Source organism: Microbacterium sp. NPDC028030, from assembly GCF_040637855.1.
In the GTDB taxonomy this organism is placed as follows: Bacteria; Actinomycetota; Actinomycetes; order Actinomycetales; family Microbacteriaceae; genus Microbacterium.
Genome location: NZ_JBEZXF010000001.1, coordinates 1,043,238 through 1,061,594, shown reverse-complemented (window position 1 = coordinate 1,061,594; position 18,357 = coordinate 1,043,238). Strand labels below are relative to the sequence as shown.

Here is an 18,357-nt window from a genome sequence, read left to right as displayed (position 1 = left end):
CTCACGCATCTCCGTTCACGACCTCGGCGACCTCGCGCTCTGTCGGCATCGCCGTCGAGCACTCCCGTCGGCCGGCCACGATGCCGCCCGCCGCGTTCGCGTAGGTGAGGGTCTTCTCGAGTTCCCAGTCCGCCAGCAGCCCGTGGCACAGCGCTCCGCCGAACGCGTCGCCGGCGCCGAGCCCGTTCACGACCTCGACCGCGGTCGCGGGGATCTCGACCTGTCGCGACCGCGTCTTCGCGAGGACCCCGCGGGGGCCCTGCTTGACGATCGCCAGCTCCACATCCCGTTCCAGGAGCGCGTCGGCCGCCCGCTGCGGGTCGGTCTCGCCGACGGCGACCTCGCACTCCTCACGATTGCCGACGGCGACCGTGGCGAAGCGCAGGGCGTGCTGGATCTGCGCCCTGGCGTGCTCCGGCGTCTCCCAGAACATCGGCCGGTAGTCGAGGTCGAACACGGTGTGGGCGCGTCGGCCACGCCTCTCGAGCAGGTCGAGGTGCGTCTGCCGGCTGGGCTCCTCGCTCAGGCCGGTCGCGGTGAACCAGACGAGCGCCGCCTCCCGCACAGTCTCGTCGTCGACGTCGTCCGGGCGGATCTGCAGGTCGGGTGCGGTCGGCTCGCGGTAGAAGTACAGCGGGAAGCCGTCGGGCGGGAAGATCTCGCAGAACGTGATCGGCGTCTTGTAGGTCGGGTCGGTCGCCACGAAGTCGTTGCGCACCCCGAGCCGCTGGAGTTCGTCGCGGAGATACTGCCCGAAGGGGTCGTCTCCGACGCGCGAGAGGAGGGCGGTGTCGTGCCCGTACCGCGCGGCGGCCACCGCGACGTTGGCGGCGCTGCCTCCGAGGTACTTGCCGAAGCTGGTGACCTCGCCGAGTCCGACGCCGTCCTGGAGCGGATACAGGTCGACGCCCAGCCGACCGATGGTCAGGATCTCGGTGATCGATCGTTCCTCTGTCATCGCGCCCCCTCTCCCTCTCGCATTTGTCTTAACATTAGCACTTAGTTGACCTTCCGAGCACTCAGTCGATCGCGCGACGGATGCTGAGCATCCCACCGCCCACCACGCGGGCGGCCGCCGCATCGAAGGCGCCCCCCTGCGCCTCACCGGCCAGGTCGACCCGCGTCCACTCGCCGGGCGATGTGAACTCCAGGTCGCGCTCCTCGTCGAGGTAGTTCACGAACCGCAGCTCGGCCTCTCCCCCCACGCGCCGCGCCGACTCGAGCACGACATCTCCGGAGACCACGGCCGGGAAGGCCGCCTCGGGCAGCGGACCATCGACCTCGCCGGAGCCCCGGACCACGAGCGGGTCGTACCGGAAGAGGTCGCCGGCGCGCACGGCACCCGCGTCGTCGGCACCGACCATGATCGCCAGGTCGGTGTGCACCGCGACGCCCAGGTACTGCGCACCGGGGACGGGGATCTCGGAGCCGGCCGGCTCATCGCGCAGCGGGTGCACGTTCACGCTCATCATCCCCACCGAGCGCGACAGGGTGACCGCGAGCGCATCGGGGGCATCCGGCGTCGAGACCAGCTCGTACTCCGACAGCTTCTGCACCAGCACCGCCGTCGACCCCGCGGCCGCGAAACGGTAGGCCGGATAGGTGGGCAGCGGGAACTCGCCCCAGCCGCCCTCGGCCTCGCGCCCGCGCACCGTCGTGCCGTACTGCCCCGCGCTGCGGGAGGAGTCGAGCCCCGTGCCGTCGACGGGGACCAGCACCCGGAGCCGGTGGTCGGACGCGGTGTTCACGTAGTCGATGCCGACCCGCAGGAACCCCTCGCCCTCGCGCAGCTCGATCGTGGTCTCGGTCTCCAGCGGCACCGTGCGGGTCGAGCGGCGGCGGTCCTGGTCGAGGCTCACCGGCAGGTCGTAGGTCCGGCGGATGCGGATGCGACCGCGCAACGGACCCTCCTCGACCACGGTCACCTCGACCGACGACGGCGTGGACACCGCGGAGGCCGCATCCACCGGACCGTAGTTGTACGAGTCGCCGCAGTCGCCCTCGTCGACGAAGGCGAGCGCGCCGTCGATCGACGATCCGTCCGCCCCATCGATCCGGACGGTGCCGTCGGGGTTCACGGTCGCCGTCAGCGCCGCGTTGGAGAGCGCCTCCGCGGTCACCGTGACCGGGTCGGCGGAGGCCGCAGCGCTCGTCTCGTCGACCGCGGCGAGCGCGAGTCCGTCGACGTCGACCGCGAGCAGAGCGCGGTGCCGCTGGTCGGCGATGGTCTCGACGTGCCAGAGGCCTTCGCCCCCGGCATCCGCCGCCACGCGTTCCTCCAGCTCGACGGTGAAGGCCGCCAGGTCCCACACGCCCTGCGCGCTCTCGGCGACCTGGAAGCGCAGCGATCCGTCGCCCCACTCGTAGCCGTTGATCTGCTGCCCGAACAGCTCGCGACCGTGGATGCGACGGAGGATCTTCGGCAGGTCGGCGGTGCGCATGCGCTCGTCGCCGAGCACGGTCGGCAGCGGGTCGAGCAGCTGCACGCCGGGAGCGAGCGCGCCGGGGTCGACGCCGTGCAGCGTGACTTCGACCTGTGCGCGCCGCGCGAACCCCGAGGGGTTGAACACCAGATGCCGTGCCGGCGAGACGGCAGCCGACACGTCGCGCAGCACGCTGTCGATCACGCCACGGGCGATGTGCCCCGCGGTGTGGATGCGGGTGCCGACCTGTTCGGCGGTGGCGTCGACGCCGCAGCCCGTGACCGAGTCGTGCGCGGTGCTCTCCACGATCCGGTACCAGGCGGTGTCGAAGAAGGAGCGGTGGTCGCGCGTGCCGTACAGGAGGTCGAGGCGCTCCGCCGCAGTGAGCGCCTGCTCGGACCGGGCCATCTCGCGCTTGAGGTTCGTGCGGATCGAGAAGACACCGGGCAGCAGGTTCCCCCTGGCGTGCGAGCGCATCTCGCCGTGCACCTGCGGGAGGGCGGCGAGCGCGTCGGCGTCGGTCGCGTACCGCGCGAGGTGCTCGTCGAGCGTCGCGATCGAGAGGTGCGGCTCCTGCCCCGCGGCGTCGTACTCGCGGATGACCTCGGCGAGGTCTTCGGGCGGTGCGGAGTGGTCGGTGCCGAGCATCGCGAGCACCGGGTCATCGCCGTACCACGACGCGGTGCGCTCGGCGTAGTCGGGGGCGAGCGCGGGGAGCTGACCGGGCAGCGCGAACATGTCGAGCCCGTTGCCGTACCCGTCGAAGAGGTACTCGCAGCGCACGGCGTCGCCGTTCGGAGCCACCCAGGCGAACGCATGCTCGGCGACATCGGCGGGGACCCCGCGCCAGAGGGCGCTGTGGCGGATGCCGAACCCGGCGAGGATCTGCGGCATCTGCGCCGCGTGACCGAACATGTCGGGGAGGTAGCCGACGGGCATCGCGCGACCGAGGCGCGCGCTCGCTGCCCGGCCGAGCTCGAGGTTGCGGATGATGGTCTCGCCGTCGCAGCCGAACTCGTCGAGCAGGATCAGGAACGGTCCGATGCTCAACTGCCCGCGCTCGACCAGGGTGACCACGCGGTCGCGCATGTCGGGGCGCATCTCGAGGTAGTCCTCGACGGCCGCGGCCTGACCGTCGAGCGTGAACCGGTACGACGGCTCCGCCTCGAGGATGCCGATGAGGCGGTCGAGCATGTGCACGAGCCGGAGGCGGAACACATCGTGCGGCTCGTACCACTCGCGATCCCAGTGGGTGTGGGGGACGACGACGATCTCACTGCTCACGGGCGGGGACTCCTGAATCTCTGGGTGGGACGTTCGGGCGCGGTCAGGCGCAGAGGGCGGCGATGCTGCGGTCGGCGTGCAGCAGGTAGTAGGGGCCGGAAGCGGGATCGCCGTCGAAGGAGGCGCTGTCGCCGTGCACCGAGCGTCGCTCCCCCTCGCCGTCGACGAGGATCAGGCCGTCGGCGTCGATCGCGAGCAGCTCTCCGTCGACCCGCAGCAGCACCGGCGCGGTGAACAGGTCGGGCACGCTGAGGCCGTCTCGCACCGAGACCCCGCCCATGATGGCGGTGCGACCGGCGGCGACCCCCGCCAGGATGGCCTCGACCGAGTCGTCTTCCGCCGCCACCCAGGTGGTCGGCGTGCCGGGTCCGACGCCCTGGCTCCGCATGTGGAAGTCGGCGCCGCCGAGGAGCACGGCGCTCTTGTCCCACCGCTCGTGGAAGGCGAGCGGTGAGGTGGCGATGAGCTCGCGGTACCAGGTGGAGTGCCACAGCTCGATCGCGCGCGGGGTGCGGTCGAGGGGGTGCAGCCACGAGCAGTCGCCCGAGATCGGGTGGTTCACGCTCAGCACGCCGCCGCGTCGCTCGACCTCGTCGACCCACTCCTGCGCCGGTCGGCGGAAGTCGATCCAGCCGATGTCGCCGAACGCGTTCGCGTGACCACGGTGCGTGGTGACCTCCTGTCCGGGGAGCAGCGTGATGCCCTGCTCCGCCCCGACGACGGGCAGGTGCGCGTGGTGGCTGACCGTGTTGTGGTCGGTCACGGCGAGGAAGTCGAGCCCGGCGCGCACGCCGAGCGCTGCGAGGCCGGCGATGCTCTCCCGGCCGTCGGAGTGCAGCGTGTGCGCGTGGAAGTCGCCCGCGTACCAGCGCAGACCGTCGGCCGCAGGGAGGTTCCTGCTGCTGCCGCGAGGCACACCGTCGACGCGGTCGGGCACCGGACCGTGATCGATGCCGGACTCCGCGGGCAGCAGGATCTCGACCACGACGTCGGCTCCTCCAGCGCTCAGCCGGTGCACCCCGAGGATCACGTTCCACTCGCCCTCTTCCGGACGACCTGGGAGGTAGCCGGGGGTGGCGTCGTCGGCACGGATCACGTAGTCCTGCCGTGCACCGCCCGACCATCCGCGCCACCCCGCGGCGCCCTCGCAGCCGAGGTCGATCACCGCCGCCTCCGCGTCATACGAGATGCGCACCTCGAGCGAGTCCGTGCCGCGGGGCACGTCGAACGGCACGCGCACGTAGCGGTCCTCGTTCTGGATCTCGTGAGTGAGGTGGAGGGTGGTGCGGATGCTCGCCATCAGCCGATCCGCTCCGTGCTCTCGGCGTCGAACAGGAGCGCGCGGTTCAGCTGCGGCACGACCCAGCCGCGGTCGCCGGCGACCGGCTCCTGCTCCTCGGGGACGACGACCTGCATCTTGTGCTCGCCGGCGCTCACCAGCACGAGGCTCGTCGCGCCGAGGGTCTCGGTGACGACGACCTCCGCCGCGATGCCGCCGTCGACCGGCTCCGTCGACCAGCGCAGGTACTCCGGGCGGATGCCCCAGCTCACCGTCTGGCCGTCGCGCACCGTGGCCGCTGCCTCGACGGGAACCGGCACGTCGGCGTCGCCGATGCGCACGGTGCCGCCGGTGACCGTGGTCTCCAGCAGGTTCATGGGCACCGAGCCGATGAACCCGGCGACGAAGGTGTTGTTCGGGCGGTGGAAGATCTCCCTCGGCGAACCGATCTGCTGCAGCTTGCCGGCCTTCATCACCGCGATGCGGTCGGCGAGCGCGAGCGCCTCCGCCTGATCGTGCGTCACGAACACCGTGGTGACACCGAGGTCGCGCTGCAGCTCCTTGAGGAAGGTGCGCGCCTCGAGCCGCAGCCGCGCGTCGAGGTTCGAGAGCGGCTCGTCGAGCAGCAGCACGTCGGGGCGCGTCGCCACGGCGCGGGCGAGAGCCACGCGCTGCTGCTGACCGCCGGACAGCTGTCCAGGGCGGCGCTCGATGAGTCCGTTCAGAGACAGGCCGTTGGCGACGGACTCGGCCGTGGTGCGGCGCTCGCCCTTGGCCACGCGGCGGATCCGCAGCGGATAGGCGATGTTGTCGCCGACGTCCATGTGCGGGAAGAGGGCGTAGTCCTGGAAGACCATCGCCACCCCGCGCTCGCCTGGCTCGGCGTTCGTGACGTCCTTGGTCCCGATCGTGAGCTTTCCCGAGGTGATGCTCTCGAGGCCCGCGATGGAGCGGAGGAGCGTGGTCTTCCCGCATCCGGACGGACCGAGGAGGGCGAAGAACTCGCCGTCCGCGATCTCGACGTCGACGCTGTCGACGCCGCGCACCCCACCGGGGTACTCCTTGACGAGTTCTGTTGCGATGATGGCGGCCATCAGGACTTGATCCCTCCGTGGAAGCGGAAGCCGTAGCGGCGGTTGACGAAGAAGTAGATGAGGAGGACGGGCACCGAGAACACCAGCGAGAACGCCGAGATGAGTCGCAGATCGGCCTGGCCGCTCTCGGTGTAGAAGGTGTACATGAGCACGGCGGCCGGCTGCATGTCGGGCGTGCGCAGCAGCAGGAACGGCACGAGGAAGTTGCCCCACACCTGCACGATCGTCCAGATCGCGATGAACGCCAGGCCCGGCCGGGCGATCGGCACGACGACGTCCTTGAGGATGCGGAACGGCCCTGCACCGTACAGTCGCGCCGATTCCTCGTACGACTTCGGGATCGAGTCCATGAAGTCCTTGAGGATGAAGATCACCGTGGGCAGGATGCCGCCGGCGAGCACCAGGATGACTCCGACGTGCGTGTTGATCAGCTGCAGCTGGTTGATGAGCTGGAACGTGGGGACCATCGCCGCGGTGCCGGTCACGATCGACGACAGCAGCAGCAGCCCGTACAGGATGCCGTCGCGCCCGGGGATGTTGATGCGGCTCATCGCGTACGACGCCAGAGCGCCGAGGACGATCACGAGCGCCATCGTCCCGATGCCGAGGATGAGCGAGTTCAGGATGGACTTCATCGCGTACGGGTTCTCCACCAGCCGCGCGAAGTTGTCGAGGGTCCAGTCCGGCCACGACACGGTCAACGAGGGGGTCGCGTCGAACGGCGCGAGGATCAGCCACACCATCGGCAGCGCGAAGAACAGCGACACGAGCACGAGCACGAGCGTGAACAGGATCCGCGACACGAAGTGGGTCACCGAGCGGTCGCGAGCCACCGTCTTGATGGTCGTCATCATGAGCGCACCTTCTTCTTCGTGCTCCGGCCCCGCGAGACGCGCGTGTACATCAGCGCGATGACGAGGTTGATGAGGAGCATGATCAGCGAGATCGCGGCGCCGAGTCCGAGCTGTCCGCCCGGGATGGCGGTCTGGTAGATATACACCGAGAGGATGTCGGTCTGGCCGTTGGGCCCACCGGCCGTGAGCAGGTACGGCGTGAACGTGTTGAAGGTCCACAGCGTGATCAGCAGCGTGTTGGTCAGCAGGTGGCCCTTGATGTTGGGCAGGATCACGTCGCGCAGCTGCTGCCACGTGTTGGCCCCGACCATGCGGGCGCTCTCCAGCTGCGACGGCGGCACGGCGCTGATCGCCGAGGAGAACAGCTGCATCGAGAACGCGGTCCCGACCCAGATGTTGAAGATGATGATGCACTCCATCGGGTGCTCGATCAGCCACGCCGCTCCCTCGGTGCCGAGCAGGGCGTTCAGCGTCCCGGTGCGTCGGTCGAGGAGGGCGAGCCACAGGAATGACGCGACCGAGGCGGGGATGACCCACGCGGCGAGCACGAGCGTCTCGACGAAGGTCTTGACCCCGGCGCGCACGTTGCGCAGCATCCAGGCGAGAGCGAACCCGAGGACCGTCTGCCCGATGATGCCCGAGACGAGCACGAACACGAGCGTGAGCCACAGGGAGTTCCAGAACCGCGGGTCGTTCAGCGCGGTCGAGAAGTTCTCGAGTCCGACGAACTGCGGGCTGGCGGCCGCGAAGCCGGTCAACCGGTAGTTCGTCATCCCGAGGTAGACGGTCCAGATCGCCGGGAAGAGGAGGAACAGCCCAATCAGGAGCAGGCCGGGCGCCGCGAACAGCGTCGCCCGTGCCCGCCCGAGACCGGCGACATCCTCCGCGCGGCGCCGGCGGGGAGCGGTGACGCTCCCCGCCGGCATCGTTGCGTGCGTCATGGTCACTCGGAGATCGAGTCCGGACCCACGACGCCTTCGAGTCCGCGGACGTACGTCTTCAGGGTGTCGTCGACCGAGGTTCCGGTGGCGACGTCGAGCGTGGCCTGCTGCAGCAGCACCGAGACCTGCGGGTAGGCCGCGAGGCCGGGGCGGTATGCCGTGATCGGCAGCACCTCCTCGCTCACGAACGTCAGCATCGGGTCGGACGAGAGCAGCTTCTCGTTCACGTCGTTGCGCGGCGAGATCGCGAGGGTGCCGGCGGCGCGGGCCTCGTACGCCTCGGGCGAGTTCATGAACGCGAGCAGCTCCCACGCCAGCTCGGCGTGCTTCGAGTTGGGGTTGAGCACGCGGCCGGTGCCTCCCGACATCGACACGTAGTCCTGGCCCTCGATGCCCTCGCCCGGTTCGATCGCCGGGATCTTGGCGTAGCCGACGACGTCGTCGCGGTCTGCCATCGGCGCGGTGCCGACGCCCTCGGCGGGGTTGATCACCGAACGCCAGAAGTAGTCACCCTCCAGGAGGATGCCGATCTTACCCTCGGCGAAGAGCTGGAACGAGGTGTCGCGGCCCGAGGCCTCCTGCTGCAGCACCGGATCGCCGAGCCCCTCGTCGACATAGATCGTCTTGTAGAGGTCGAGCACCTCCTCCATGCCGTCGGTGGCGCCGATCCACTTGCCGTCCTCGAAGACCTGCTCGCCGGTGCCGACCAGCATCGGCAGCAGCCCCTGCATGGTCGTCGCCTCACCCATCGCGGTTCCGGCGTTGAGCTGGATCGGCGTGACGCCGTCGAGCTTCTTCAGGTCGCCAGCCGCGTCGAGGATGTCGTCCCAGCTCTCGGGAGCCCAGTCCTCGTCGAGGCCGGCCTGCGCGAAGAGATCCTTGTTGTAGTAGAGCACCCGGCCGTCGGCGCCCTGCGGCACTCCGTAGCGCTCACCGTCGAACGACAGCGCGTTCTGCACGGCATCGGGGATCTGCGCCCAGCCGTCCCAGTCGTCCACGGCGCTGCCGCCCACCTCGGCGAGCGGCTTGATGTACCCGGCCTCGGCGAACTCGCCGACCCAGATGCCGTCCATGCCGATGATGTCGGCGCCCTTGCCCGACTGGAGGTCGAGGGCGATCTTCGTCTTGTAGTCCTCGTCGTCCACGCCCTGCGGCTGGAACTCGACGGTGACGTCCTTGCCGTCCTCCTCCATCGCCTTCTCGAACTCGGGGATGACCCAGTCCGCGATCCAGTCCGCTTCGGCGGCGTTCTTCCCGCCGGTGATGGAGTTGGTGGTGAGGGTGAGGGTGACGGGGCCAGACGACTCCTCCGTCTCGGGCTCCGAGCTTCCGGAGCAGCCGGCCAGGACGACCGCACCGACGGTGGTGAGGGCGAACGCCGCGAGCAGGCGGCGCTTTCCATACGTGACCATTTCCGACCTTTCTGTGTCGCTGATCGCCGAGCGGGAACCGCTCGGATTCGGGTGTTGCGGGGTGTCTACTGCGCGGCTTCGGCGCCCGGTGCGAGTGCGAAGCCCTTCGAGAGCGCGAGAGCGCGGATCATCCGCTGCCCGACGCGCACGTCGGCGACCGACTCCTCGACGCCCGCCCCGGAGGGGCGTTCGCCGCGGACCAGCGCCGCCAGCGCGTACAACTCGTTCTCGAAAGCCTCTTGCTGCATCCAGCGCGATTCGCTCACGCGGATGCCGAGCTCCGGGTGACTCTCGGTCACGCGGAGGATGGTGGGGAGGTTGGTCACGTACGGCACTCCGAAGACGAGCTCGATCGTTCCGGTCTCGTGGTGGAAGGTGACGGTCTCCTGGTAGTCGGGGTAGCCGTCGATGTAGTGCCAGTCGACGGTCCACGGCGTCTCGTCGCGCGCGAGCGCTCCCCGCAGGTGCACGGAGCCCGGCATCTTCGGCCCCCAGTGCTGTGCGAACGACACCTCGCCCAGTCCTCCGACGAGCGACCGGAGCAGGCCGACGTCGTGCACGATCGAGCCGAGCACGACGTTCGTGTAGAGCGTGCGGAGGTCGGCGGGCAGGTCCGAGCCGACGGCGCCGTCGACGATCGAGGAGGTCGCGGCGAGGAGGGGTTCCAGCGCCTCGCGCGGAACGTCTCCGGTGGGCGCGGCGAGGCGTGCGTAGGCGAGCTGCGAGCCGTCGAGCGGATGCATCACCTGCACGCTGACGGCGCGCAGGCTCACGTCGGCCAAAAGGTCCTTCGCACGCAGCGAGGCCGTGTCGTACTCCTTCATGTAGCCGACGCGCACCCAGTCGCGCAGGTCGATACCCGCGTCGTCGGCGTACGCGGTGAGTGCATCGAGCTCGGCCACGGAGTAGGCCAGCGGCTTCTCGGCGAGCACGCGGATGCCGGCACGGACGAGGCGCAGGGTGTCTGCGGCATGCGACCCGGTGGTGGCGAGGATCGCGGCGTCGACCTCGAGCGCACCGTCGACCTTCGCGGCGACGAGGTCGTCGACCGAGGTGAACCTGTGCGCGTCGGCCACGCCGTATCGCCCGCCCATGTCGGCGGCGCGCTCAGCGGAGAGCTCGACGAGCGCCGCGATGGCGAACGTGTCGGCGTTCCTGCGCAGCAGGGGGAGGTGCACGCTCTGGCTGATCGCACCGAGACCGATGACGGCGACGCGTGTGACGCTCATGCGAACCACCGCCGCAGGGCCTCGCGGTTGGCGACCTGGTCGGCCTTGGCGCGCTCGACGTCTGCCGCCGAGCGCGGCACGACGTCCTGCTCGACGATGAGCCAGCCCTCGTATCCGCTGGCGACGATCTCGTCCAGCAGTTCGGTCACCGCGAGGTCGCCGTCGCCGAGCGGCACGAAGACGCGCTTCTCCCACACGGAGCGCATCGGATCGTCGTCCTGGAGCGCCTCGTCCAGGATCCCGGTGCGGGCGTCCTTGAGGTGGAGGTGGTTGATGCGGTCCCGCCAGCGACGGAAGTCGGCCAGAGGATCTCCCCCGCCGATGAGCAGGTGACCGGAGTCGAAGGTGAGGCCGACGTCGGTCGAGGCGAGGAGCGCATCGACCTCCTCGGGAGTCTCGACATGCGTGCAGGCATGGTGGTGGAACGTGGGTTCGAGTCCGCGTTCGCGCACCCGGGAGACCGCGGCGTTCACGCGGTCGGCGAATCGCGCCCAGGCGTCGCCGCGCAGCGTTAGCTCCGGCGCTCCGCCCGGCTTCGCCTTGCGCTCCGCGCTGCCCGAGTCGGCGAGCGTCGGCAGGGGCGCCATGTCCTGGTCGTTCTCGGCGGCGGTGACGAACACATCGAGGATGTCGTCCAGCGCGGCGAGAGCCGCGGCGAACTGCTCGTCGTCGGCCGCGAAGGGAAGATCGGCCCAGCCACCGGCGAGTTCGAGGCCGTGTCGGTCCAGGCGATCCGTGAGATCCGCGCCACGCCCGAGCAGCCCCACGGGGCCGAGGTCGATGCCCTGGTAGCCGGCCTCGCTGATCCAGCGGGCGAGCTCCTCCCCCTGCGGCAGAGCGACGAGGTCCGGCCGAGCCAGCTCGAAGACTCCGTAGCTGACCGGAGCGTTCGCGATGCGGATCACGCGTGTTCCTTTCTCCATTGAATGGTCGGACCCAGGTCCGTTGAGAATGTTAGCAGGTCATGACATATGCATCAATCGTCTTCCGAGAAGCCCTGAACGACCACCGATCGCACGCCGTCCAAGCGGGCGATGTCGTCGATCAGATCCGATCGCGCGTCCGGCGCCGCCTCGGCGAATTCGAGGGTCGCCCGCATGTCCGAGTCGCCGTGGATCCGGGCAGCGCCCAGGAGCGTCGCGGGCAGTCCGCGCCGCTCAGCCGCCGCCATGACCTCGCGGAGCGCGCCGCGATCCGCCGCATACTGCAGCGTGACGCGCAGGCGCTCCGGCTCAGGGCGCACCCGATCGCGCAACCGGGACAGCGGCCCCACCGTCAGCAGATGCAGGGCGGTGCCCGCGATCGCCAGCAGGGGCATGTTCGCGCCGCATGCCATGCCGATCGCGGCGACCACCCAGATGGTCGCGGCCGAGGTGAGCCCCGAGACGGCGTTGTTGCGTACGAAGATCACTCCGGCACCCAGGAAGCCGATCCCGGAGACGACCTGTGCAGCGATGCGCGAAGGATCGACCGCGACGTCGGGGCCCAGCACGCCCTCGAACCCGTAGGCCGAGATGAGCGTGAAGATCGCCGACCCCAGCCCCACCAGAACGTGTGTGCGGAGCCCCGCGTTCTTCTGCTTGCGCGAACGTTCGACGCCGACCGCGAGCGAGAGCACGAACGCGAGACCGAGGAGCCCGAGCTCGACGAGGAGGTGCGGATCGCCGATCACGCTCCTGTCCCGTCATGCATGTCAGCACAATAGCACTTTAAGCATATCCGCCGGCGCGCTGCGGCCTTTTCGACGCCTGAAGGCCCCCTCAACCCCGGAAAAACGGGGGAAGTCGAGGATGGATCGGATCGTATGATTGTCGCTACAATGTGACTCCCTGACACAGAGTGGAGCACCCATGGCCGATGTCGTCACCCCGTGGCCGAACGACCTCTTCGCGGACATCGACCGCACGGGCCCTGTTCCGCTGTACTTCCAGGTGTCGACCCGCCTCCAGAGCGCCATCCAATCGGGGGCCATCCCCGCAGGCGCCCGGCTCGAGAACGAGGTGTCGATCGCCGAACAGCTGGGACTCTCCCGACCCACCATCCGGCGCGCGATCCAGGAGCTCGTCGACAAGGGGCTGCTCGTGCGGCGACGAGGGATCGGCACGCAGGTCGTGCAGGGGTCCGTGACGCGGCAGGTCGAGCTCACCAGCCTGTTCGAGGATCTGCAGAGCGCCCATCACGAACCGGGCACGCAGGTGCTCACCCACGAGGTGATCGCCGCCTCCGACGAGATCGCGGCCGCGCTCGCCCTCCCCGCCGGTACCGAGGTGCTGCATCTGCGGCGTCGACGCAGCACCGACGGCGTCCCGGTCGCCGTGCTCGAGAACTACCTGCCGAAGGAGTTCGCCGACATCGCCGTCGAGCAGCTCGAGTCCCGGGGTCTCTACCAGGTGCTGCGCGCCAGGGGCGTCGCCATCCGCGTCGCCAAGCAGAAGATCGGCGCCCGCCGCGCGGAGGCGGACGAGCCGGAGCTGCTGGAGATCGAGGCGGGCGGACCGCTGCTGACGATGGAGCGCATCTCGTTCGATCAGTCCGGCGCGGCGATCGAGTTCGGGCACCATTGCTATCGTCCAGACCTCTACCGGTTCGAGACGACGCTCGTCGCCAAGTAGCCCCGCTGCTGCGGCAGCACACCAGCCTCGGGCTGAAGGAGTCGAAGGATCTGATCGACACCTGGGAACCGGCGGGCGCTGACCCTGGGCGACGAACCCCGCCGGCGCAGAGGAGAATGGGACCGTCCCCCACCGCAAGGAGTCTCATGCCCGACCGTCTCGCCCATGCCCGCACGACCGGGATCCTCGCCGTGCTCAGAGCTCCGTCGCCCGAGCTGGCACTGGAAGCATCCGAGGCGATCATCCGCGGCGGAGTCACCGGCATCGAGGTCACCTTCTCCACTCCCGACGCGCCCGCCGTGATCCGCGAGCTGATCGCTCGGCACGGCGATGCCGCGTACATCGGTGCCGGCACCGTGACGACGGCGGCCCACGCGGAGCAGGCGGCCGACGCGGGCGCGCAGTTCCTCGTGAGCCCGGGGACTCTCCCGCACCTCACCCGCACGATGCTCGACACCGACCGGGTGGTCATGACCGGCGCGATGACCCCGACCGAGGTCATGAGTGCGCTCGAGCTCGGCGTCGATGTGGTGAAGATCTTCCCCGCCTCGCTGGGCGGACCCGGCTACCTCGGCGCCCTGCGCGGCCCCTTCCCCGATGCGCCTCTCATGCCGACCGGCGGCGTGAACCCCGACAACCTCGCCGCCTGGTTCGCTGCGGGAGCCGTCGCCGTCGGCGCGGGCGGAGACCTCGCGAACGGGGCGTCGATCGCCTCCGCCGACTGGGCCGACATCGAGCAGCGCGCGGCCCGGTTCACCGCGGCTCTCTCCGCCGCACGGAACTGAACGAGCGCCACTGCGCCGGATTTGGTATACCGGATGCATGCGCGTGCTACGGATGTTGAGGGCGGGCGTCGCGGCCGCGATGCTGCTGACGACGGGCTGCACGGCCGCGCCGCATCCGACCCCGCCGACCCAGGAGGCCCCCGTGACCGACGCCACGATTGATCTGCTCGACGCCGCCACTGCCGGGGATGCCGATGCCGTTCGCGTCGCACTCGACGAAGGCGCCGACATCGAGGCGCGGGGGGACTCGGGGATGACGGCCCTGGTCGCCGCGACCAAGGCCGACCACGTCGAGGCCGCCCGAGCGCTGATCGAGGCCGGCGCCGACGTCAACGCGAAGGACGACATCCAGGACTCCGCGTACCTGTACGCCGGCGCGCGGGGGCATGACGAGATCCTGCTCCTGACGCTCGAGAACGGCGCCGACCTGACGAGCACGAACCGCTTCGGCGGGACGGCGCTGATCCCGGCATCCGAGCGGGGACTCCTCGCGACAGTAGAGATCCTCCTCGACGCCGGCGTCGACCCCGACCACGTGAACAACCTGAACTGGACGGCCCTGCACGAGGCGATCGTGCTGGGAGACGGATCCGCCCGCTACGTGGACGTCGTGCGCGCGCTCATCGACGGCGGTGCGGACGTCGGCATCCCCGACGGCGACGGCGTGCTGCCGGTCGACCTCGCCCGTACCCGCGGCTACGACGCGATCGTCGCCGAACTCCAACGGTGATCGCCCTCGACCCCTGGGCCTGGGCGGCTCTCGTCGTCGCCGCGGTCGCGATCGGCATCTCCAAGACGGCACTGCCCGGCGGCAGCATCCTCGCGATCGCCCTGTTCGCTGCGGTGCTGCCCGCCCGCACCTCGACCGCCGCGACCCTGCTCCTGCTCATGGTCGGCGACGTGTTCGCGTTGATCGCCTACCGCCGCCACGCCCACTGGCCCACTCTGCTGCGCCTCGCTCCGGCGGTGATCGCCGGACTGCTCGCGGGGTTCGCCTTCCTCGCCCTGGCGGGTGACGGCATCGTGCGCCGCGCGATCGGCGTGATCCTGCTGCTCATGATCGCCGTGACCCTGTGGCGGCGGTGGAGACAGAGCAGGACGGATGAGACGCCACCGGGGTCAGGGATCCTGCTCGCCGGCGCCTACGGCACTCTGGGCGGCTTCACGACGATGGTCGCCAACGCGGGAGGACCCGTGATGTCGATGTACTTCCTCGCCACGCGGACCCCGGTGCAGGTGTTCCTCGGCACGTCGGCATGGTTCTTCGCGATCATCAACGTCGTCAAGGTGCCGTTCCTCGCAGGACTGGGCCTGTTCGAGGCTCCCGTGCTGCTGATGGATGCCGTGCTCGCCCCGCTCGTGGTCGTCGGTGCGCTCCTCGGGCTCGCTGTCGCACGCCGGATGAATCAGCGCGTGTTCGACCGCATCGTGATCGTGCTGACGATCCTCGGCGCGGTCTACCTGCTGATCTGAGCGACCTGGCCCGGCACTCCCGGCCGCGCCTCCTTCCCGGCGCTCAGTCGAGGAAGATGTCGGGGAAGAGCGCGGTGTCCGGTGTGCCGGGTACTGCCGCGTACCGTGAGAAGTCGGTCACGCCGTCGGCCTCGAGCACGTCCTCGACGATGAGCGTCTGTCCTGTGTACGACGCCGCGGGCTTGAGCAGCACGGCATAGGCGGCATCGGCGTAGATGTCGGGCGTGCGGCTCGCCGCCATGACCTTGTCTCCGCCGAGGAGGTTCTGCACCGCCGCCGTCGCGATCGTGGTGCGGGGCCACAGCGTGTTGGCGGCGATCCCGTCGCGCGCGAACTCCGCAGCGAGTCCGAGGGTCGCCATGGTCATGCCGAACTTCGCGAGGGTGTATCCGGTGTGCGCGCCGAGCCACTTCGGCGTGGGGTTGAGGGGCGGCGACAGGGACAGGATGTGCGGGTTCTCGGCATCCTTGAGGATCGGCACCGCGGCGCGCGACAGCATGAAGGTGCCGCGCACGTTGACGTCCTGCATCAGGTCGTACTTCTTGGCGTTCAGATCGAGCGAGCGCGAGAGGTCGATCACGCTGGCGTTGTTGATGACGATGTCGATGCCGCCGAACTCGCCCTGGGTCTTCATGACCGCTTCGGTGATGTCGTCGTCGTCGCGCACGTCGCCCACGATCGGCAGCGCCTGTCCGCCCGCCGCCCTGATCTGTTCGGCGGCGGTGTGGATCGTGCCCTCGAGCTTGGGGTGCGGGGTGTCGGTCTTCGCGAGCATGGCGATGTTCGCGCCGTCCGCGGCTGCCCGCAGTGCGATCGCGAGTCCGATGCCGCGGCTGCCACCCGACATCAGGATCGTCTTTCCAGCCAGTGTCATGAGTTCTCCTAGGTTCTGATCGCGAGTGCCGTTCGTTCCCGTCGAGGCGTGGGTCAACGCGGGGCCATGCGGATGGCCCCGTCGAGGCGGATGGTCTCGCCGTTGAGGTAGCCGTTCTCGACGATCTGCTGCACGAGGGCGGCGTATTCGTCGGGGCGACCGAGCCGTGCGGGGAACGGCACCTGCTGGCCGAGCGAGTCCTGCGCCTCCTGCGGCAATCCCATCAGCATCGGGGTCTCCATGATGCCGGGCGCGATCGTGCAGACACGGATGCCGTGCCTGGCGAGTTCGCGGGCGACCGGGAGCGTCATGGCGTGCACGCCGCCCTTCGATGCGGAGTACGCGGGCTGCCCGATCTGCCCGTCGAACGCGGCGACGCTCGCGGTGTTCACGATCACGCCGCGCTCCTCATCGTGCAGTTCGTTCTTCGCGATCACGGCAGCAGCCTGAGCGACGACGTTGAAGGTGCCGACGAGGTTGATCCGGATCACACGCTCGAAGTCGGCGAGCACGGCGGGGTGACCCTCGCGGTCGAGCACCTTGGCCGGCGGTGCGATCCCGGCGCAGTTCACGACGATGCGCAGGGGCGCCGCGGCCTGCGCAGCGGCGACGGCGGCTTCGACCTCTTCGGCACTCGTGACGTCGGCGGCGACGAAGAGCCCGCCGAGCTCGGTCGCGATGTCGGCGCCCTTCGACGAGGCCAGGTCGATGATCGTGACGTGGGCGCCCGCGGCGACGAGTCGGCGCGCGGTGGCCAGGCCGAGGCCGGAGGCCCCGCCGGTGACGAGTGCGCCCTGTCCGCTGATCTGCATCTGATGTTCTCCTTCGAACGTCGACGTGCGACTGAGTCCCAGCCTACGTGGTTCCTGGTTCCAGAACGAACCGCCTCACACGCTGGCGCGAGACCCCGTTCGGGTGTTGGCTGGACGCATGGAACTGCGTCGAAAGCGAGCCTACGACACCGCCTCGGCAGACGACGGGTTCCGCGTCCTGGTCGACCGGCTGTGGCCGCGCGGCGTATCGAAGGAACGCGCCGCGATCGACCTGTGGGCGAAGGACACGGCGCCGTCGCCGGAACTCCGTCGCCAGTGGCACGGCGCCCCTGCGGAGGAGTGGAGCACGTACGCGGATCGCTATCGCGCAGAGCTCGCAGAGGACTCGGCGCACGCGCTGGAGGACCTCGCCGCACAGCTGCGGAGCCACCGCGTGGTGACCCTCGTGTACGCCGCACATGACCTGGAGCACAACCACGCCGTGGTGCTCGAAGAGGCGCTGCGCCCGCTGCTTTGACCCTCGGTCCGGGTGGCTCAGGCAAAATGGGGGCATGTCGATCCCCGTCGAAGACATCGCCGTGCCCGACCGCGTCCGCCTTCTCGCCGGAGACGCCGACCTCGAATGCGTCTGGCGCAACGACTACGGCGGCCTGACGTTCCGTGCCACCGGAGTCTCCGAGCCCTTCTTCGTCAAATGGGGGCCGCGGAACCTGGAGTTCACCCTGAGCGACGAGGCCGAGCGGATGCGCTGGGCGTCACGCTGGATCACGGTTCCCACCGTGCTCGACAGCGGCTCGGATGAGACGCACGAGTGGATGGTCACCGCCGCGCTCGACGGACTCAGCGCCGTGGACCCGCGGTGGGTCGCCGAACCGGCGACGGCCGTCCGCGCCGTGGGCGAGGGGCTGCGCGCGATGCACGATGCCCTGCCCGTCGCGGAGTGCCCCTGGGAGTGGAGCGTGCCTTCCCGCATCGCGAATGCGGAACATCGCGGCATCGTCGTCCCGGAGTCGTTGCGCACAGCGCCCGAGGTCGACCGTCTCGTCGTGAGCCACGGCGATGCGTGCTGCCCGAACACCCTGGTGGGCGACGACGGCCGCTGGCTCGCGCACGTCGACCTGGCGCTGCTGGGCGTGGCCGACCGCTGGGCCGACCTTGCCGTCGCATCCATGAGCACCGAGTGGAACTTCGGCCCCGGCTGGGAGGACGCACTGATCGAGGCTTACGGCCTCGAGCCCGACCGGGAACGCCTCGCCTACTACCGCGACCTCTGGAACGCCGCCTGAGCCCAGGCCCTCTTTCGCGCGCGCTTCCTGTGTAGATC

18 protein-coding genes are annotated in these 18,357 nt (G+C 69.8%); 6 read left to right on the top strand and 12 right to left on the bottom strand.

The window, feature by feature from the left end; all coding sequences use genetic code 11:
- Nucleotide 1 precedes the first annotated feature (1 nt).
- From iolC to AB0E56_RS05175, 10 genes are all read right to left on the bottom strand, one after another.
- Nucleotides 2-958 (bottom strand): 5-dehydro-2-deoxygluconokinase, encoded by a 957-nt coding sequence (gene iolC / locus AB0E56_RS05220; protein WP_359797174.1) that lies wholly within the window; start codon nt 956-958, stop codon nt 2-4.
- 61 nt (nt 959-1,019) lie between these two features.
- Nucleotides 1,020-3,707 (bottom strand): hypothetical protein, encoded by a 2,688-nt coding sequence (locus AB0E56_RS05215; protein WP_359797172.1) that lies wholly within the window; start codon nt 3,705-3,707, stop codon nt 1,020-1,022.
- A 43-nt stretch (nt 3,708-3,750) separates the two neighbouring features.
- On the bottom strand, nt 3,751-5,007 hold the full coding sequence (locus tag AB0E56_RS05210) for a CehA/McbA family metallohydrolase (RefSeq protein ID WP_359797170.1): 1,257 nt from the start codon (nt 5,005-5,007) through the stop codon (nt 3,751-3,753).
- Nucleotides 5,007-6,080 (bottom strand): ABC transporter ATP-binding protein, encoded by a 1,074-nt coding sequence (locus AB0E56_RS05205; protein ID WP_359797168.1) that lies wholly within the window; start codon nt 6,078-6,080, stop codon nt 5,007-5,009. Before AB0E56_RS05205 ends, AB0E56_RS05210 begins: the two co-directional genes overlap by 1 nt.
- Nucleotides 6,080-6,934, bottom strand: coding sequence for a carbohydrate ABC transporter permease (locus tag AB0E56_RS05200; RefSeq protein ID WP_202045679.1), 855 nt, complete (start codon nt 6,932-6,934; stop codon nt 6,080-6,082). The genes AB0E56_RS05205 and AB0E56_RS05200 overlap by 1 nt, the downstream gene beginning before the upstream one ends.
- The gene (locus AB0E56_RS05195) at nt 6,931-7,875 is read right to left on the bottom strand and encodes a sugar ABC transporter permease (protein ID WP_359797167.1); all 945 of its coding nucleotides are present in this window, start codon (nt 7,873-7,875) and stop codon (nt 6,931-6,933) included. The genes AB0E56_RS05200 and AB0E56_RS05195 overlap by 4 nt, the downstream gene beginning before the upstream one ends.
- A 2-nt stretch (nt 7,876-7,877) precedes the next feature.
- A complete protein-coding gene (locus AB0E56_RS05190) occupies nt 7,878-9,287 on the bottom strand; it encodes an extracellular solute-binding protein (protein ID WP_359797166.1) in 1,410 nt (469 codons plus the stop codon).
- 65 nt (nt 9,288-9,352) lie between these two features.
- Entirely contained in the window at nt 9,353-10,516 is a 1,164-nt protein-coding gene (locus AB0E56_RS05185; RefSeq protein ID WP_359797165.1) for a Gfo/Idh/MocA family oxidoreductase, read from the bottom strand.
- Entirely contained in the window at nt 10,513-11,421 is a 909-nt protein-coding gene (locus AB0E56_RS05180; RefSeq protein ID WP_359797164.1) for a TIM barrel protein, read from the bottom strand. The genes AB0E56_RS05185 and AB0E56_RS05180 overlap by 4 nt, the downstream gene beginning before the upstream one ends.
- Before the next feature lie 71 nt (nt 11,422-11,492).
- On the bottom strand, nt 11,493-12,188 hold the full coding sequence (locus AB0E56_RS05175; protein WP_183151095.1) for an MgtC/SapB family protein: 696 nt from the start codon (nt 12,186-12,188) through the stop codon (nt 11,493-11,495).
- A gap of 178 nt (nt 12,189-12,366) precedes the next feature.
- Between AB0E56_RS05175 and AB0E56_RS05170 the strand changes: the two genes are divergently transcribed.
- The 4 genes from AB0E56_RS05170 to AB0E56_RS05155 all read left to right on the top strand — a co-directional run bounded on the left by AB0E56_RS05170 (nt 12,367) and on the right by AB0E56_RS05155 (nt 15,386).
- Nucleotides 12,367-13,128 (top strand): GntR family transcriptional regulator, encoded by a 762-nt coding sequence (locus AB0E56_RS05170; RefSeq protein ID WP_359797163.1) that lies wholly within the window; start codon nt 12,367-12,369, stop codon nt 13,126-13,128.
- 146 nt (nt 13,129-13,274) lie between these two features.
- Nucleotides 13,275-13,913, top strand: a complete 639-nt coding sequence (locus AB0E56_RS05165) for a bifunctional 4-hydroxy-2-oxoglutarate aldolase/2-dehydro-3-deoxy-phosphogluconate aldolase (RefSeq protein ID WP_359797161.1) — start codon at nt 13,275-13,277, stop codon at nt 13,911-13,913.
- A 37-nt stretch (nt 13,914-13,950) separates the two neighbouring features.
- Nucleotides 13,951-14,643, top strand: coding sequence for an ankyrin repeat domain-containing protein (locus AB0E56_RS05160; RefSeq protein WP_359797159.1), 693 nt, complete (start codon nt 13,951-13,953; stop codon nt 14,641-14,643).
- Nucleotides 14,640-15,386, top strand: a complete 747-nt coding sequence (locus AB0E56_RS05155; RefSeq protein ID WP_359797158.1) for a sulfite exporter TauE/SafE family protein — start codon at nt 14,640-14,642, stop codon at nt 15,384-15,386. The genes AB0E56_RS05160 and AB0E56_RS05155 overlap by 4 nt, the downstream gene beginning before the upstream one ends.
- Nucleotides 15,387-15,429: 43 nt before the next feature.
- Here the strand turns inward: AB0E56_RS05155 and AB0E56_RS05150 are convergent, their stop codons facing one another.
- Together AB0E56_RS05150 and AB0E56_RS05145 are read right to left on the bottom strand one after the other, a co-directional pair.
- Nucleotides 15,430-16,260, bottom strand: a complete 831-nt coding sequence (locus AB0E56_RS05150; RefSeq protein ID WP_359797156.1) for an NAD(P)-dependent oxidoreductase — start codon at nt 16,258-16,260, stop codon at nt 15,430-15,432.
- Nucleotides 16,261-16,313: 53 nt separating this feature from the next.
- Nucleotides 16,314-17,072 (bottom strand): SDR family NAD(P)-dependent oxidoreductase, encoded by a 759-nt coding sequence (locus AB0E56_RS05145; RefSeq protein ID WP_359797155.1) that lies wholly within the window; start codon nt 17,070-17,072, stop codon nt 16,314-16,316.
- A 118-nt stretch (nt 17,073-17,190) separates the two neighbouring features.
- On the opposite strand from AB0E56_RS05145, the gene AB0E56_RS05140 reads away from it, so the two are divergent.
- Entirely contained in the window at nt 17,191-17,550 is a 360-nt protein-coding gene (locus AB0E56_RS05140; protein ID WP_359797153.1) for a DUF488 family protein, read from the top strand.
- A gap of 34 nt (nt 17,551-17,584) precedes the next feature.
- Nucleotides 17,585-18,319: an aminoglycoside 3'-phosphotransferase gene (locus AB0E56_RS05135; protein ID WP_359797151.1), complete on the top strand. Its 735-nt coding sequence runs from the start codon at nt 17,585-17,587 to the stop codon at nt 18,317-18,319.
- Nucleotides 18,320-18,357 lie beyond the last annotated feature (38 nt).